General features: G+C 60.9%; 13 protein-coding genes and 1 tRNA gene. 11 read left to right on the plus strand and 3 right to left on the minus strand.

Annotated elements, in window-relative coordinates:
- Positions 1–53: 53 nt before the first annotated feature.
- A complete protein-coding gene (locus MTX36_RS07030; protein WP_243619032.1) occupies positions 54–2,231 on the minus strand; it encodes a glutamine synthetase III in 2,178 nt (725 codons plus the stop codon).
- A gap of 142 nt (positions 2,232–2,373) precedes the next feature.
- On the opposite strand from MTX36_RS07030, the gene MTX36_RS07035 reads away from it, so the two are divergent.
- Together MTX36_RS07035 and MTX36_RS07040 are read left to right on the plus strand one after the other, a co-directional pair.
- Positions 2,374–2,664, plus strand: a complete 291-nt coding sequence (locus tag MTX36_RS07035) for a putative quinol monooxygenase (protein ID WP_243619033.1) — start codon at positions 2,374–2,376, stop codon at positions 2,662–2,664.
- A gap of 63 nt (positions 2,665–2,727) precedes the next feature.
- Entirely contained in the window at positions 2,728–4,260 is a 1,533-nt protein-coding gene (locus tag MTX36_RS07040) for an HNH endonuclease signature motif containing protein (protein WP_243619034.1), read from the plus strand.
- A gap of 381 nt (positions 4,261–4,641) precedes the next feature.
- Here the strand turns inward: MTX36_RS07040 and MTX36_RS07045 are convergent.
- Positions 4,642–4,714 (minus strand) — tRNA-Arg (locus MTX36_RS07045).
- Positions 4,715–4,804: 90 nt separating this feature from the next.
- Here MTX36_RS07045 and MTX36_RS07050 point away from each other — a divergent pair.
- From MTX36_RS07050 to MTX36_RS07090, 9 genes are all read left to right on the plus strand, one after another.
- Entirely contained in the window at positions 4,805–5,944 is a 1,140-nt protein-coding gene (locus MTX36_RS07050; protein ID WP_243619035.1) for an XdhC/CoxI family protein, read from the plus strand.
- A gap of 78 nt (positions 5,945–6,022) precedes the next feature.
- Positions 6,023–6,907 carry a xanthine dehydrogenase family protein subunit M gene (locus MTX36_RS07055; RefSeq protein WP_243619036.1) on the plus strand — a complete coding sequence of 295 codons (885 nt, stop codon included), beginning with the start codon at positions 6,023–6,025 and terminating at the stop codon, positions 6,905–6,907.
- Position 6,908: 1 nt separating this feature from the next.
- On the plus strand, positions 6,909–7,379 hold the full coding sequence (locus tag MTX36_RS07060) for a (2Fe-2S)-binding protein (RefSeq protein WP_243619222.1): 471 nt from the start codon (positions 6,909–6,911) through the stop codon (positions 7,377–7,379).
- Positions 7,379–9,766 (plus strand): aerobic carbon-monoxide dehydrogenase large subunit, encoded by a 2,388-nt coding sequence (locus MTX36_RS07065; protein WP_243619037.1) that lies wholly within the window; start codon positions 7,379–7,381, stop codon positions 9,764–9,766. Before MTX36_RS07060 ends, MTX36_RS07065 begins: the two co-directional genes overlap by 1 nt.
- A 19-nt stretch (positions 9,767–9,785) precedes the next feature.
- Positions 9,786–10,700, plus strand: a complete 915-nt coding sequence (locus MTX36_RS07070; RefSeq protein WP_243619038.1) for an XdhC family protein — start codon at positions 9,786–9,788, stop codon at positions 10,698–10,700.
- Positions 10,697–11,572 (plus strand): MoxR family ATPase, encoded by an 876-nt coding sequence (locus MTX36_RS07075; RefSeq protein WP_243619039.1) that lies wholly within the window; start codon positions 10,697–10,699, stop codon positions 11,570–11,572. The genes MTX36_RS07070 and MTX36_RS07075 overlap by 4 nt, the downstream gene beginning before the upstream one ends.
- 10 nt (positions 11,573–11,582) lie before the next feature.
- Positions 11,583–12,188 (plus strand): SRPBCC family protein, encoded by a 606-nt coding sequence (locus MTX36_RS07080; RefSeq protein WP_243619040.1) that lies wholly within the window; start codon positions 11,583–11,585, stop codon positions 12,186–12,188.
- Positions 12,185–13,387, plus strand: coding sequence for a VWA domain-containing protein (locus tag MTX36_RS07085; RefSeq protein WP_243619041.1), 1,203 nt, complete (start codon positions 12,185–12,187; stop codon positions 13,385–13,387). Before MTX36_RS07080 ends, MTX36_RS07085 begins: the two co-directional genes overlap by 4 nt.
- Positions 13,388–13,467: 80 nt before the next feature.
- Positions 13,468–15,534 carry a cytochrome c oxidase assembly protein gene (locus MTX36_RS07090; RefSeq protein WP_243619042.1) on the plus strand — a complete coding sequence of 689 codons (2,067 nt, stop codon included), beginning with the start codon at positions 13,468–13,470 and terminating at the stop codon, positions 15,532–15,534.
- Positions 15,535–15,554: 20 nt separating this feature from the next.
- Here the strand turns inward: MTX36_RS07090 and MTX36_RS07095 are convergent, their stop codons facing one another.
- The gene (locus MTX36_RS07095; protein ID WP_243619043.1) at positions 15,555–16,520 is read right to left on the minus strand and encodes a helix-turn-helix domain-containing protein; all 966 of its coding nucleotides are present in this window, start codon (positions 16,518–16,520) and stop codon (positions 15,555–15,557) included.
- Positions 16,521–16,594: the final 74 nt, after the last annotated feature.

Here is a 16,594-nt window from a genome sequence, read left to right on the forward strand (position 1 = left end):
GAACTATGGCCTGCAACCCGGAATTCGGTTGCAGGCCATAGCTCTTTTTGTCGTCAGAGAATGTAGAGCATTTCCTGGTACGTCGGAAGCGGCCAGTGATCGTCCGCAACCATAGTTTCGAGGAGATCCGCAGCAGTCCGAACTTCCGCCATTGCCGGCATCAGTACTTCCTGTGCATGGGTGGCCTGCTCGAGCGGAGACTCGTCGGGAATTGCCTTGATACCGGCACGCAAGGCGGCGAGGGCGCCGCGGAGCGCCGTGACCGGCTCCGAAACCTCATGCAGCGGTGCCATATCCGGTTCGATCCCGGCTGCCTTGAGTGCCACGAAGTTCTGGGCGATCTCCGTCTGATGACGCACTGCCGCCGGAAGGATAAGCGTCGTACCGATTTCGACTGCCAGACGTGCTTCGACGCCGATGCTCAGTGCGTACTGCTCGAGGCCGACCTCGTAGCGGCTGTGCATTTCGCGATGATTGAAGACGTTGTACTTGTCGAATAGTTCCAACGCGGATTCGGAGATGAGCTCAGGCAGGGCATCCAACGTGGTGCGCAGGTTGGGTAGTCCGCGGGCAGCGGCCTCGATCTGCCAGTTCTCCGAGTATCCGTCACCGTTGAAGACAACCGCACCGTGGTTGGTGATGATGTCGGTCAGCAGATTCTGTACGGCGGTGTCGAAGTCGGCGCCGTCGGCAACTGCTGTTTCGAGTTCGGTGGCCATGTAGTCGAGTGCTTCGGCCATGATGGTGTTGATCGTGACCATCGGACCGTTGACGGTCTGCATGGAACCGGGTGCGCGGAACTCGAACCTGTTGCCGGTGAAAGCAAACGGGCTCGTGCGGTTGCGATCGCCGGGATCGGTGGGCAGTACGGGGAGTGTATCCGCACCGATCATCATGGTGCCCTTGTCCTTCGACGACGTGGCAGCACCCTTGGCGATCTGCTCGAAGACGTCGGCAAGTTGGTCGCCGAGGAAGATCGAGATGATAGCCGGCGGAGCCTCGTTGGCGCCGAGGCGATGATCGTTGGTTGCCGACGCCACCGAAGCGCGGAGCAGACCCGCATACTTGTGGACAGCGCGAATTACAGCAGCACAGAACACCAGGAACTGAGCGTTGTCATGCGGATTGTCGCCGGGCACAAGCAAACTGCCGAGCTCAGAGTTACCCAACGAGAAGTTGACGTGCTTGCCGGAGCCGTTGACACCGTCGAAAGGCTTCTCGTGGAACAGGCACTCCATGCCGTGCTTCTTGGCGACGGTCTTGAACGTCGTCATCAGGAGTTGCTGGTGGTCGGCAGCGATGTTGCCGCGCTCGAACATCGGCGCGATTTCGAACTGGCCGGGAGCAACCTCGTTGTGACGGGTCTTCGCGGGAATGCCGAGTTTGAACAGTTCACGCTCGGTGTCCATCATGAATCCGAGGACACGCTCGGGGATGGCACCGAAGTAGTGGTCGTCGAATTCCTGGCCCTTGGGTGGCTTGGTGCCGAAGAGTGTGCGGCCGGCGTTGAGCAGATCGGGGCGTGCCAGGAAGAAGTGGCGATCGATCAGGAAGTACTCCTGCTCCGGACCACAGAAGGACACAATGCGCTCGGGATCGTTGTGGCCGAACAACTTCAAGATGCGTTCGGCGTGCAGGCCCATGACCTGCTGTGAACGGAGCAGCGGAGTCTTGTGGTCGAGGGCTTCGCCGGTCATCGACACAAATACCGTCGGGATGCACAGCGTGTTGCCGTTGGGGTTCTCGAGAACGTAGGCCGGACTGGTGACATCCCAGCCGGTGTATCCGCGGGCTTCGAACGTATTGCGCAGGCCGCCGTTAGGGAAGCTCGACGCGTCCGGCTCACCCTGGATGAGTGTCTTGCCGGCAAATTCGGCCATGGCGGAACCGTCGCCGACGGGCTCGAAGAAGCTGTCATGCTTCTCGGCGGTTAGGCCGGTTAGGGGGTAAAAGACGTGAGCGTAGTGGGTGGCGCCCTTCTCGAGTGCCCAGTCCTTCATTGCCGAAGCGACGGCGTCGGCGACTGCCGGATCCAGGGGCGCGCCCTGCTCGATCGTGGCGATCACCGACTTGTAAATCTGCTTGGGCAGACGCTTCTGCATCACTACTTTGTTGAAGACGTTGGCGCCGAACACCTCACCCGGTGCTTCGTCGGTTGTGAAACTGACGATGGGAGGTACGTAGGCCTCGACGTCTTTGATCGCTTGCAGACGGACTGCGTTTCCACTCATCTTTACTGACCTCTCACCCGGGCCCAGGGCAGCTGGTTGCGAGCCCGATTGCGGTCACCATACGAAACTTGTGTATCGGGAATGTTTCGTAAATATTTCGGCCGTCCACAATTGTGTCGGTGGGGTGGTGCACGATCGTCCGATGTCGACGATCCGAGTGTTGGTAGGAAGCACAGTCAAGTCGGAGAATCTTGCCGAGGTGCTCGATCTTTACGACGAGCTTGTTCGCGAGACGCGACGAGAGGAAGGCTGCATCAGTTACGAGTTGCTGCAGCGGACGGACGAACCGGGCGAGCTGATGTTGGTCGAGGAATGGCAATCGCAGGCGCATTTGGATGCCCATACCCATACCGAGCATTTTGTGCGTTTGGTTGCTGCTCTCGGTAGGCTCGAGCAAGCGGCGCCCGCGATAATTTTGTCAAAAGTGTTGTGACAGAGGGCTTCCCTTTGGTAATTGACGCAGGTAGGCTGGGGTGAATATTCGAATGGGGGTTCGATGAGCGATACGGCGGGGGCATTCGCGGATGCGTTGGTGGAACAGCATGCGTCCATTGCGCGCGCTCAGTTCCTCGAGGTCGATGCGGTCACGTCGTTGTATTTCCGGCGGTGCGACGAGGACGAGCTGGCCGGGCGTAATGCAGCAGTTCAGGGTGAGTTCGTCAATGTCGAGGTCGCGTTTGTTCTGAGCATCACCGAATATGCGGCGACGCGGATGATCACGTTGGGGTGCGATCTTCGTCTGCGGCTACATCGGGTGTCGGCGGCGTTCGCTTCGGGGGAGATCGATCTCGGTCAGGCGACCGCGTTGTCGGAGGCGCTATCGAATGTGTCCGAGGATGCGCTGGATCTGATCGAAAAGTTGTTGGTCGAGTGTGCGGCGGGGTGCAGTAGTAGTCGACTCAAGGCGAGGGCACGCGGACTGATTGCCCGTCATGATCCGGAGGGTGCGGTGGCTCGTCGTCGCCGCGCTCAGGAGGATCGGGATGTGCGGATCTGTGCGGGTGTGGACGGGATGTCGACGTTGGATGGGGTGTTGCCGGCGGTGGGGGCGCAGACGTTGGCGGCGAAACTGAGGGCGATGTCGTTGCAGGTGTGTGCGCGTGATCCTCGTACGTTGGCGCAGCGTCGTGCGGATGCATTGGTGGCGTTGTCGGAGGGTCAGTTGATGCTCGAATGTTCTTGTGGGAGTGAGTGTGTGCGCGCCGGTTCGTTGCAACCCTCGACTGCGCCGCCGGCGACGATTCTGGTGGGTGTGAATGCGTCGACGTTGCTGGGGTTCGATGATCTTCCGGGGTTTCTGCATGGTTACGGGGCTATTGATGCGGAGTTGGCGCGTGAGATCGCGGCGGACGGTACGTGGCAGCGGGTACTCACTCTCTCGGATGAGGATCGGCAGACGTTGTGTGCCACCAGTGCTCGGGGTGGTCCTGTTCTCGGGGTGGGTAAACGGGTTGCGGCTCCGCTGATTTCGCCGGCTGCGGTTGCGGCTCGGAAGAAGTTTCGAGAGGAGCGGACGTACCGGCCGACTGTTGCGTTAGCGCAGGCGGTTCGCACGCGGGACGGTACGTGTCGGTTTCCGAATTATGGTGTGCGGGCAGAGAGTTGCGATCTCGACCATACAGTTTCGTTCGATCACGAGGATCCTGAGCGTGGTGGGTTGACGACTGAGCTTAATTTGGCATGTTTGTGCCGGAAACATCATCGGCTCAAGACGTTCGGGTATTGGTCGGTGCGTCAGGTTGGGAGCGCACGGTTGGAGTGGACCGATCCGCGGGGTGTGGTGGTGGTGACGAAGCCTCGCGGCGCGTTCTGTGATGTCGATGTCGCGCCGGATGTGGCGGAGCGGTTCCGTTTGTCGGAGAGTCATGTGGTGGAGAGGTTGTTTCGGTGTCGTGGTCGCGGGGTCGAGGCGGATTTGGAGTATCTGCTGGATTCGACGGTTGCGGGGTGGCGGAGAGCCCGGCCGAAGAAGATCAGTGGACCGCAGTTCAGTGTTCCGTCGGGGCTCGACGATCCGTCACCGTTCTGAGTGGTACCAGTTGTGTACAAATCGACGGGTCCGACCCATCGACTCTTGCCAATTGAAGTGCCGATGGGTCGAACCACTGTCATTCGCGTTGAGCACACAACGCGGTGACCCTCTATCCGTGCCGAGCTGACCCCTCATGTCTGACCCTGCCTCGGTCACGGTATGGCTGAGTTCGCGATAGGTCCATAGTTTCGCGCAGAATTTCTCGAGTGGTGACTAAAGTCCCGACCTGAGAGGGCGGCGGAATGTCCGAAGTTAATGCTGGCGGCCGCCCCACGTGAAACACCGCCCCGGCCCTATTCGAGGGTCGGGGCGGTGGTGTCTGCTCGCACGTACTCTGCACGTCATTCTGATGTTGCGGTATAAACGCTGTTCAGAGAGTGCCCCCGGCAGGATTCGAACCTGCGACCAAGAGATTAGAAGGCTCTTGCTCTATCCCCTGAGCTACGGAGGCGCGCACAAGATATTACCTTCCCCAGATAATGGGTTTGACACCCCTCTGCGGAATAGGCTCGTACTCGAGTGTGCACCGAATGGGAGCCGAATGATGCGCGATGTTCTGAAAGACCTGCTGACGGTCTGGCGTGCGGGCGGGACGGCCGGCGTCGGGACAGTTGTGTGCACGTACCGTTCGGCACCCAGATTGCCGGGCGCATCAATGATGGTGGCCCCGAACGGCGCTGTCACCGGCTCGGTATCGGGTGGGTGTGTCGAAGGTGCTGTGTATGAAACTGCCACGGAGGTAATCGAATCCGGGGTTCCAGTGCTGGAGAAGTACGGCGTTACCGATGATGATGCTTTTGCAGTCGGGCTGACCTGTGGGGGAACGATCGAGGTATTTATCGAGTCGGTTTCTCGGCAGAATTTCGGCAGTCTCGAGAGTGTTGCCGCTGATATCGAGGAGCATCGGCCCGTGGCGGTGGCGACTGTCATCGCCCATCCGGATCCATCGTGGGTGGGTAGACGGTTGGTGATCCGACCGGACACTGCGGACGGATCGATCGGATCTGCGCGCGCGGATGCGGCCGTGATTGATGATGCGCGGGGACTACTGGCCGCGGGGCGCACCGAGGTTCTGACATACGGCCCGGATGGTGAGCGCCGGGGAGAGGGGATGCGCGTATTTGTCGCGAGTTACGCTCCGCGAGCACGGATGCTGGTGTTCGGCGCTATCGATTTTGCTGCTGCGGTTGCGCGGCAAGGCTCGTTTCTCGGGTATCGGGTGACGGTGTGTGATGCGCGTGAGGTCTTTGCCACCCCGTCGCGATTTCCGACGGCCGATGAAGTGGTGATCGATTGGCCCCATCGATATCTGGCAGCGCAGGCGGAAGGAGGAGAGATCGACTCGCGCACCGTTATTTGTTTACTGACCCACGATCCGAAGTTCGATGTCCCACTTCTCGAGGTTGCGCTCCGACTGCCGGCGGTGGCCTTTGTGGGTGCAATGGGTTCACGCCGAACACATCAGAACCGGCTCGAGCGCCTTCGTGCTGCCGGCCTCACGGACACCGAGTTGGCGCGATTAGCCAGTCCGATCGGATTGGATCTCGGTGCGCGGACCCCGGAGGAGACTGCCGTCTCGATTGCTGCGGAGATCATCGCGATGCGATGGGGTGGGGAAGGTACATCGCTGAGTGGACTGGACGGACCGATCCATCGAAGAGGCTCTGACCTGGGGATTTGATCCTTCACATACAGTGCCCTTGACTCGCTGTGACACTCGGCCGAAGCTGGGAGAGCAGGCGAATGTGGGGTGCATCATATGCAGGTTCCAGGTCCGTTCGAATACGAACGCGCAACCGGTATCGACCACGCCATCGGATTGCTCGACAGGTTGGGCGACCAAGCGCGGGTGCTCGCGGGTGGCCACAGCCTGCTTCCGATGATGAAGATTCGACTGGCGAACCCGGAGTATCTGATCGACATCAACGGGTTGGCGGACCAACTGGGCTACGTCACCGTCGCGGAGGCGCAGGTTCGAATCGGAGCAATGGCACGTCACCGTCAACTGCTCGAATCCGACACACTCGCTGATGTCTTCCCGATCTTTCGCGACGCAGAAAAAGTGATCGCTGATCCGGTCGTGCGCAATCGCGGCACCATCGGCGGGTCGTTGTGTCAGGCCGATCCAGCCGAAGATCTGACCACGGTGTGTTCGGTTCTCGATGCGATCTGCGTTGTACGAGGACCGTCGGGAACCCGCGAGATCCCGATGGCCGAATTTCATCTCGGACCGTACGAGACCGCCGTGAGTGGCAACGAAATACTTCTGGAGATCAGGATTCCGCGCCGGCCCCACAGTTCGAGTGCCTACGCGAAGGTAGAACGACGAGTGGGAGATTGGGCGATCACGGCCGCCGGCGCAGCGGTGTGGATGGACGGCGATATCCTAGCCGGCGCGCGAGTCGGACTTACTGCCGTTAATTCCGATCCGTTGGCTCTGGCATCGATTGCCGAGTATTTGGCAGGACAGACACCGTCGGAAGAGGTGTATCGCCGCGCCGGAGAGATGGCCGCACAGGCCTGCGAACCTGTCACCGATCCGCGCGGAACTGCCGACTACAAACGCCATCTCGCAGCGGAACTCACGGTGCGAACCTTACGAACTGCTGTAACTCGGATCGGTGAACAAGGCACTGGAGGCTGATGTGCGGGTAGCGATGACGGTGAACGGCGAGTCCGTCTCGGAAGAGGTGGAACCGCGGATGCTTCTGGTGCACTTCCTCCGAGATCAATTGCGGCTCACCGGAACACACTGGGGCTGCGACACCAGCAATTGTGGAACGTGTGTGGTTGCGGTGGACGGAGAGCCGGTGAAGTCGTGCACCATGCTCGCTGCGATGGCCGACGGTCACGAGATCAGGACCGTCGAGGGCCTCGAACGTGACGGCGTGCTCGATCCGATCCAAGAAGGATTTATGCAATGCCACGGACTGCAGTGCGGATTCTGCACGCCCGGAATGATGATTACCGCGCGGGCCCTCCTCGATCGAAATCCGGACCCGGACGAACCCACGATTCGTGAGGCAATCTCGGGTCAGATCTGCAGATGCACCGGCTATACGACGATTGTGCGTTCGGTTCAGTGGGCAGCGGCGCATCCGGTAGGAGGTGCGTGATGACGGCGGTCGACGCTGGTCCCGAACATGAGGTGAACGACGGAAAGCCGTGTGGGCACGGCCGGATGCTCCGGAAGGAGGATCCACGCTTCATTCGGGGGCAAGGTCATTACCTCGACGATGTGCAACTTCCCGGCATGCTGCATCTGGCAATCTTGCGGTCACCGGTTGCTCACGCGCGGTTGGTGAGTATCGATACCAGTGCAGCGCAGGCGCATCCGAAGGTCAAAGCTGTGATTACCGGCGAAGACCTTGCGGCCCAAGGTCTCGCGTGGATGCCGACGCTGTCCAATGACGTTCAAGCGGTCTTGGCGACGGACAAGGTGCGGTTCCAAGGTCAGGAAGTTGCCTTTGTTGTTGCCGAGGATCGATATTCGGCCCGCGACGCCTTGGAATTGATCGACGTCGAGTACGACATCCTCGACCCGGTGATCGATGCTCGGACGGCTTTGTCTCCGGACGCTCCTGTGATTCGCACGGATCTCGATGGTAAGACCGACAACCACTGCTTCGACTGGGAAACCGGAGACAAGGCAGCCACCGATGCGGTGTTCGCCGCTGCCGAGGTGGTGACCAAGCAGGAGATCGTCTATCCGCGGGTGCATCCAGCGCCGATGGAAACCTGTGGGGCCGTGGCTGATTATGATCGCGTCACCGGAAAGCTGACACTGTGGTCGACCAGCCAGGCGCCACACGCACACCGCACTCTTTACGCCCTGGTGGCGGGATTGCCCGAGCACAAGATTCGCGTGATCTCCCCGGACATCGGCGGTGGATTCGGAAACAAGGTGCCGATCTATCCGGGATATGTGTGCTCCATCGTAGCTTCCCTGGTGACCGGGAAGCCGGTCAAGTGGATGGAGGATCGCAGCGAAAACCTCACCAGCACAGGGTTTGCGCGTGACTACATCATGGTGGGGGAGATTGCGGCAACCAAGGAAGGTAAGATCCAGGCTATCCGCACGCATGTATTGGCTGATCATGGTGCGTTCAACGGAACTGCAGCACCCACCAAGTATCCGGCTGGGTTCTTCGGTGTGTTCACCGGTAGTTACGACCTCGAGGCCGCCTATTGCTCGATGACTGCGGTCTACACGAACAAGGCTCCGGGTGGTGTCGCGTACGCGTGCTCCTTCCGCATCACCGAGGCGGTGTATCTGGTGGAGCGGTTGGTCGACTGCCTTGCATTTGATCTGGAGATGGATCCCGCGCAGTTGAGGCTGAAGAACTTGTTGAAGCCGGACCAGTTTCCGTACACCAGCAAAACCGGCTGGAAATACGATTCGGGCGACTACGAAACCACCATGCGCAAGGCGATGGAGATGATCGGCTACGACGCCCTACGCCGCGAACAGGCCGAGAAGCGTTCTCGCGGAGAGTTGATGGGCATCGGAATGTCTTTCTTCACCGAAGCGGTCGGCGCCGGCCCGCGTAAGGATATGGATATTCTCGGGCTCGGAATGGCAGACGGTTGTGAACTGCGTATCCATCCGACAGGCAAAGCGGTAGTGCGTATTTCAGTCCAAACTCAGGGTCAGGGACACGAGACCACGTTCGCGCAGATCGTGGCAGAAGAACTCGGGATTCCTCCCGACGACATCGACGTGGTGCACGGTGACACCGACAACACGCCATTCGGCCTGGGCACCTACGGCAGTCGGTCCACTCCGGTTTCCGGTGCTGCGGCGGCCCTGGTGGCACGCAAGGTTCGGGACAAGGCCAAGATCATCGCCTCCGGAATGCTCGAGGTTTCCGTGGCGGATCTCGACTGGGTCAAGGGTTCATTTCATGTGAAAGGAGATCCGTCGGCTTCAGTCACGATTCAAGAGATCGCGATGCGGGCACACGGCGCGGGCGATCTACCGGAGGGAATCGAAGGTGGTCTCGAGGCCCAGATTTGTTACAACCCAGAGAATCTGACCTATCCGTACGGTGCCTATTTCTGTGTAGTCGACATCGACCCGGGAACTGCGCAGGTATCCGTTCGCAGATTCTTGGCTGTGGACGACTGCGGAACGCGAATCAACCCGATGATCATCGAAGGCCAAGTGCACGGCGGCATCGTCGACGGTATCGGTATGGCGTTGATGGAGATCATCAGTTTCGACGAGGATGGCAACTGCCTGGGCGGTTCGCTCATGGACTACCTCATCCCGACGGCACTGGATGTGCCCAACCTGGAAACCGGCTTCACGGTGACACCCTCGCCGCACCATCCGATCGGTGCCAAGGGAATTGGTGAAAGCGCTACCGTCGGCTCGCCGCCCGCCGTCGTCAATGCGGTTGTCGACGCCTTGAAGCCGTTCGGGATCAGGCACGCCGACATGCCTCTGACACCGTCGCGGGTGTGGGAAGCAATGCAGGGCCGGGCCACACCACCAAACTGAGTGACGGGACATCTTCGCCATGAACGGCACCACGAACGATTTGCGATTGAGAGCAGAGCAATTGCTCGGCGAGCGACGTCCGTTTGTGAACGCCACCGTCGTGAGAGCCCAGCAACCCACGTCGGCTCATCCCGGAGATTCGGCAATTGTGTTCTCGGACGGCACTATCGAAGGGTTTGTGGGAGGGCAGTGTGCCCAGAACTCGGTTCGAGTTGCGGCCAGGGGAGCGCTGAAGAGTGGTGAAAGTGTGTTGCTGCGAGTGCTTCCCGACGGTGCGCCGGAGTTTCCGAAAACCAAAGGTGCGGACGTGGTAATCAACCCTTGCCTGTCCGGCGGTGCGATGGAAATCTTCCTCGAACCCAATCTGCCCGCGCCGGTATTGGGTGTCTTCGGTGACACTCCGATTGCGAAGTCACTGGCCGAGTTCGCTGGGATGCTTCACTTCGATATCGCGCACTGCTCGGTTGATGCTGCCCCCCAATCGATTCCAGAAGAGACTATGGCCGTTGTCATCGCCAGTCTCGGGGGAGAGGAAGCGCAGACTGTTCGCGCTGCCTTGGATGCCGGAGTGGAATACATCGGACTGGTGGCTAGCCGTGTCCGCGGCGCATCCGTCCTTGACCAATTGGAATTGACCGATTCCGAGCGTGAGCGCGTACATTCCCCGGTCGGGCTGTACCTCGGGGCCAAGACGCCGGCCGAGATTGCACTGTCCATTGTCGCTGACTTGGTCCGTGCTATTCGCCTCGACGGTCTTGGCGCCGTTGAAACGGCGGTACCGACGCCGAAGACCTCAGTTGATCCGATCTGCGGGATGGTAGTGACAATCGGACCGGATACACCACACCTCGAGATTGACGGCGTCGACGTCTGGTTCTGCTGCCCGGGTTGTCGCCGCCAGTATGAAAAAAGCAGTCAGTTCGAGAACAGATGAGCGGCGAGTTCTCCGATGTGGCCGAACTGATCAGCCGCTTCGACAAACGTGACTACCTGCTGGACGAAGGTACCGCTACCGCCCTGTATCTGGCGCTGGAGTTGGGCCGACCATTGTTGCTCGAAGGCGAACCTGGAGTGGGAAAGACCACTGCAGCAAAGGCATTGGCACAAACACTCGAAGTGCCCTTGATTCGTTTGCAGTGTTACGAGGGACTGAGCGCCGACGAAGCTCTCTACGATTGGAACTATCAGCGTCAACTGCTCGCGATCAAACTGTCCGAAGCTCGCGGGGACGCACTCGATGAGGCTGACCTCTTTACCGAGGAGTTCTTGCAGGAACGCCCGATCCTGCGCTGTGTCCGCCACCGAGGCTCCGCCGCGCCGGTACTGCTGATCGACGAAATTGACCGTGCCGACGACGAATTCGAGGCTTTGCTCCTCGAGTTTCTGGGTGAATCCGCGGTCACGGTGCCCGAGCTGGGTACGTTCACAGCGTTGCACCCACCGGTGGTAGTGCTGACGTCCAACCGAAGTCGCGACCTCCACGACGCCCTCCGTCGGCGCTGTCTTTACCACTGGATCGACTACCCGCAGCCGCAGCGCGCAGTGGCAATAGTGCGCCGAATGGTGCCGTCGGCGAATCTCGCGATGATCGAGCATGCCACCGCCTTCGTGGGGCAGATCCGCGGCGCCGACCTGGACAAGGCACCCGGCATCGCCGAAACCATCGACTGGGTATCCGCGCTTGTGACGCTGGGGGTGGCAGACCTTGTCACCGACGATGTGATTGTCAGTTTGGGGGCGTTGGCAAAAACGCCTGACGATCGCACCGTGCTTCGCGACGCCTATCTCACGCAGATCACCGGATGAAAGGCACACGATGAAGATCGCACACGAATTCACCGTCAACGCACCCGTCGAGCAAGCCTGGACAACTCTGACCGATCTGGAAGGAATCGCGCCTCTATTGCCCGGAGCGCAGATGACCGGACGAGAGGGAGACCAGTTTCTCGGCAAAGTCACGATCAAAGTGGGACCGGTATTGAGCGAGTTCGCAGGCCGCGCGAAGTTTGTCGAGAAGGACGAAGCGACGCACCGAGCGGTCATCGACGCCCGCGGTCGCGAATCTCGGGGATCGGGCAACGCGAGTGCAGTCATCACGGCGCAGTTGTATCCGGAAGGATCACAGACCCGGGTGAGCGTCGATACCGACGTGAAGATCGTGGGAAAGCTGGCGCAGTTCGGCAGTTCCATGATCACTCAAGTGTCCGAAAAGCTCATGGGGGAGTTCGCGGCCTCGTTGGAATTGAAACTGGCCGGGCCCGTAGAAACTGATGTGCCGCTGGTACTGGAACCGCAACCGGTCGAGCCACTCGACGTCATCGAACTTGCCGGCGGGTCAGTCGCCAAACGGGCATTGCCGGTGCTGGCCGCTGCAGCCTTGGCGATCGTGGTGATTGTCCTCTGGCGTCGACGCGGCCGATGATCAACACCTCCGGAGCGACGCTGCTGCGCGGAGTAGATGTGGCGGCCTTCGCGACGGCATTTGCGGACAGGCTTCGCCGAAGCGGGGTCGGAGTGTCGGCCGTCGGCGCAGCCAATTTCAGCCTGGCCCTGAATGTGGCGTCGCCGCACACTCGGACGCGCCTCTATTGGGCGGCGAGGATCACCCTGATCAACCGCCAAGAAGACCTCGACGCTTTCGACTCGGCATTCTCGGAGGTTTTCGACAAGGTCACTTTCGCGCTGGATCCGCCGGCTCGCCGCGTGGGGCGCGAACGCAACTCAGACGCGTCCACACGCCTCGGACCCGTCGATGCCGGACGGCTCGAGACCGACGCCGACGAGGTTGTCTTGCCCTGGATCAGCCGGGGCAATTCGGGTCCTCAAGCCGACGTTCAGCAACAACGTCGGACAGGCCGAGTGCTCCCCAGCTCCGTCGCCCAGAAATCCGAAGAACCTTTTGCGCAACTGAGTGCACGCGACCTCCGATTGCTCGGAGCGTGGATCGAACAAGCCGCACAGGACTGGCCCCGGCGCCGACGCCGAAGGCGTCGACTGGGTAGTCGTGGACGCGTCGATCTGCGGGCGAGCATGCACTCGTCGAGACGGACTGGTTTCGAATTCATCCGACTGGCCCGCGCCCACACGCAGAGCCGGCCCCGCACCATTGTCGTGATCTGCGACGTGAGCCGTTCGATGCACGGATATGCGGACATGTATCTGCATTTGATGAGAGTTGCAGCACGGCGCGGCGACGCCGAAGTGTTTGCCTTCTCCACCACCTTGACCCGGCTCACCCCGACACTCGCGCACCGTAGCGCCGACGCGGCTATCACCCAAGCCAACGACCGAGTCGTGGACAAATACAGCGGCACCCACATCGGATCCTCCGTCGCGGAACTGCTCTCCTCGCATCACGGACAAACCCTGCGAGGGGCCGTGGTTGTCATAGCCTCCGACGGCTGGGACAGCGACGATCCCGAAATTCTCGGCCGTGCGATGGCCCGAGTGAGGCGCCGCGCCCACCGAGTGGTGTGGCTCAACCCGCGGGCCGGAGCAGACAAATTCGAACCATTGACAGGGTCGATGGCGGCGGCCTTGCCCTACTGCGACGCCCTGCTGCCGGCGGATACTTTGACCGCGCTTCGCGCCATGTTTCGAGCTGTCTCCGACGCTGTTTGAGACGCTGTTTCAATGGCGTCTCCGACGCTGTGTCGTAGGTGGATTGTCATCGGCGATATGCGAGGTCCTACCCTTGAGCTATGGCTACACCCGACCTTGCGCCGACTGATTCCCCTCCACAGAGCAGCGTCCGCGCTTCTTCGACCGCGATTTTTGTGGTCTGTGGGCTGATCGCCGGGCTGGTCGCAGCCATCGTCGTGGGGCTTTCCGCTTCGCAGGCTCTGACACTGCTCGGCATTCCGGATCCCGGCCCGATCACCACTTACGGACTGCCGGCAGTCCGCGCGATCGGGGAAATTGCGGCGGTCATCGCTATCGGTTCACTACTGTTGGCCGCGTTTTTTGTTCCGCCGCAAAAGTCCGGCGTGCTCGATATCGACGGTTATCGGGCGGTCCGGACCGCGTCGGTCGCGTCGGTCGTGTGGGCAGCATGTTCGCTGGTAATGATCCCGCTGACACTCTCGGACACGTCGGGCCAGCCTTTCTCCGAAGCGATCAAACCGGCGAACCTGTGGTCGGGACTCGATCAGATCGAGATTGCCGGCGCCTGGCGCTGGACAGCTGTCATCGCTGTAGTACTCGCGATTCTCGCTCGCTTGACACTGCGCTGGTGGTGGACGCCGCTGCTGCTGGTCGTTGGCCTGCTAGGCCTGATGCCGTTGGCCCTCACCGGTCACTCGTCCTCAGGCGGATCGCACGACATCGCGACCAACAGCCTGATCCTTCACCTCGTCGCGGCCTCGCTGTGGGCTGGTGGATTGTTTGCGCTCCTGGCGCACGCTCGCCGCGCCGGCGAGTACACGGATGTAGCTGCTCGACGCTTTTCAACCGTCGCAACCATCTGCTTTGTCGTCATGGGATTCAGTGGCGTCATCAACGCGATTGTTCGTCTCCCGCTCGACGACTTATTCACGACGACCTACGGGCGTTTGATCGTCGCGAAGATCGTTGCGCTGATCATTCTCGGTGGCTTCGGTTGGGCTCAGCGTTCGCGCTCGTTGCCGGCGCTCGCCGAGAACCCGCAATCTCGTTCGGCGCTGATCCGTTTTGCCGGCGGCGAGGGCATCATCTTTGCCGCAACCATCGGCCTCGCCATCGGACTGGGCCGCACTCCGCCGCCACCGCCGTCGAGCATCCCCACGATTCCCGAGGTCGAACTCGGTTACAACCTGCCGGATCCGCCGTCGTTCATGGCTTTCGTGACGGAATGGCGCTTCGATCTCATGTTCGGCACAGCGGCAATCGTCGCTGCGGTGCTCTACGTGATCGGTCTGCGCAAGCTGTCCAAGCGTGGCGATGCCTGGCCTGTCGGCCGGACCATCGCCTGGATGAGCGGTTGCGCAGTGCTTCTCATTGCCACGTCCTCGGGCGTCGGCAAGTACGCGACTGCTGTGTTCAGCGTTCATATGGGCGGACACATGGCACTGTCGATGTTGGCTCCGGTTCTGCTTGTTCTGGGCGCACCCATCACGCTGGCGTTGCGTGCACTCGACCCCGCCGGAAAAGATGGCGTTCCGGGTATCCGCGAATGGATCTTGATCGCGCTCCACAGCCCGTTCTCGCGGTTCATTACCCACCCGATTGTTGCGGCCGTTCTGTTTGTCGGCGGCTTCTACGTGCTCTACCTCGGCGGTATCTACGGCGCGACAGTCGGTTCCCACAGCGCGCATCTGCTGATGAATCTGCACTTCATCCTCAGCGGCTATCTCTTTTACTGGGTGGCGATCGGTATCGATCCGTCGCCGCGCCAACTCCAACCGGTGACCAAGCTGGCCATGGTCTTCGGTTCGTTGCCCTTCCACGCGTTCTTCGGCATCGCCTTGATGAGTACCACGACGATCATGGGCGGAGAGTTCTTCCGCTCATTGGGCTTGGGCTGGAACAACGATCTGCTCGGCGATCAGCAGTTGGGCGGCAGTATCGCCTGGGCGACGGGTGAGATCCCGCTGATGGTGGTCATGCTTGCGCTCCTGGTGCAGTGGTCGCGCAGTGACCGCAAAACAGCCGTTCGGACAGACCGTGCGGCAGAACGCGATCACGACGCCGATCTGGCCGCTCACAACGCGATGTTCGCCGAACTTGCGCGACGTGACCGCGACGGCTGGCCGACGCGCGAGAAGTCCGAAGAATCTTCGTCGGCAGACTGAGTACCGATCAATAAATCGGGTCAGTGCAGTGCCGGTATTTCCGTGGCCTCGAACACCACGTCGGTTCGGCTGATCTCGATGTTGCAGGCGTTGCAGGTGTAGCGGGGGAGCAGGATGTGATCTCCGGCTCGGTGAAAGAACTCGAGCCCGGACAGTCCGTCCGGAGACAGTTGGTCTTTGGCCCACTCGTTGAGTGCCGCGAAAACCGGAAAGAAGTCCAGGCTCTTGGGCGTCGTACGGTATTCCTGCCGGCGGGCGCCGTCTGTGACAGGCACTCGCGCCAGCATTCCGTTCTCGACGAAGACAGTGAGGCGGTCAGCGAGGGTGACCGGGGAAATCGAGCCGAGTGCGTCCTGGAAGTCGCTGAATCTGCGGATGCCCTGCAAGGCGGCAGACAAGATGAAGGTGGACCAACGGTCGGCGAGAACACTTGTCGAGTCCATGTTGGCTGCCACGTCGTTGGCGGAAGATCGGCGGGATCGGCGATCGCTGACATCGAGAAGCAATCTGTCGTCGACCTCGGTGTAGACATCGCGGGCCGAGATGCCGATCGCATGGCATTCTCCGCAGCCGAATACGGGTGCAATCAGGTGCCCGCAAGCGAGATGCCGAAGGGCGGTATCGGATCTGCGGCTTGCTCGGGGTGCCCACGCTCGGTCCCAAGTCCAGAGCGCAACAAACGTCTGCCAGAGTTGCTCGCCGGATTCGGTGAGCACGTATTCGTTTCGCGGCGGTGAGGTCGAGTACTGACGTGCTTCGACAATGCCGTCGGCAGTCAGTCGGGTGAGCCGTTGCGACAGGACCGCATCTGAGATCTGTAAGTCGTCACCCAGCTGCCGGAAACGTCGCGCGCCGCCCAACGTGTGGCGAATGATCTGCAGGCTCCATTTGTCGCCGGCGATCAGGAGCGCGTGCCCCAAGGCGGACGACGCGGGGCGCGGCGCGTTCGCAGGGGTATGCGGCTTCGTGGACATGGACTTCATCATTGCAAACCTCCGTACTCGCGTTCGACCGGCTTGCCGCGTTCGCCGAAGTCAGAATCACTCTTGTAAACGAAGTG

Source organism: Rhodococcus sp. ARC_M6 (assembly GCF_022810305.1).
In the GTDB taxonomy this organism is placed as follows: Bacteria; Actinomycetota; Actinomycetes; order Mycobacteriales; family Mycobacteriaceae; genus Rhodococcus_F.

What these genes read in the sequence shown, in the direction of transcription:
- MTX36_RS07070 (WP_243619038.1), top strand. Translation starts at nt 9,786, where the DNA reads ATGAACGGCACCACGAACGATTTGCGATTGAGAGCAGAGCAATTGCTC.
- MTX36_RS07055 (WP_243619036.1), top strand. Translation starts at nt 6,023, where the DNA reads ATGCAGGTTCCAGGTCCGTTCGAATACGAACGCGCAACCGGTATCGAC.
- MTX36_RS07035 (WP_243619033.1), top strand. Translation starts at nt 2,374, where the DNA reads ATGTCGACGATCCGAGTGTTGGTAGGAAGCACAGTCAAGTCGGAGAAT.
- MTX36_RS07090 (WP_243619042.1), top strand. Translation starts at nt 13,468, where the DNA reads ATGGCTACACCCGACCTTGCGCCGACTGATTCCCCTCCACAGAGCAGC.
- MTX36_RS07030 (WP_243619032.1), bottom strand. Translation starts at nt 2,231, where the DNA reads ATGAGTGGAAACGCAGTCCGTCTGCAAGCGATCAAAGACGTCGAGGCC.
- MTX36_RS07075 (WP_243619039.1), top strand. Translation starts at nt 10,697, where the DNA reads ATGAGCGGCGAGTTCTCCGATGTGGCCGAACTGATCAGCCGCTTCGAC.
- MTX36_RS07040 (WP_243619034.1), top strand. Translation starts at nt 2,728, where the DNA reads ATGAGCGATACGGCGGGGGCATTCGCGGATGCGTTGGTGGAACAGCAT.
- MTX36_RS07085 (WP_243619041.1), top strand. Translation starts at nt 12,185, where the DNA reads ATGATCAACACCTCCGGAGCGACGCTGCTGCGCGGAGTAGATGTGGCG.
- MTX36_RS07080 (WP_243619040.1), top strand. Translation starts at nt 11,583, where the DNA reads ATGAAGATCGCACACGAATTCACCGTCAACGCACCCGTCGAGCAAGCC.
- MTX36_RS07050 (WP_243619035.1), top strand. Translation starts at nt 4,805, where the DNA reads ATGATGCGCGATGTTCTGAAAGACCTGCTGACGGTCTGGCGTGCGGGC.
- MTX36_RS07095 (WP_243619043.1), bottom strand. Translation starts at nt 16,520, where the DNA reads ATGATGAAGTCCATGTCCACGAAGCCGCATACCCCTGCGAACGCGCCG.
- MTX36_RS07065 (WP_243619037.1), top strand. Translation starts at nt 7,379, where the DNA reads ATGACGGCGGTCGACGCTGGTCCCGAACATGAGGTGAACGACGGAAAG.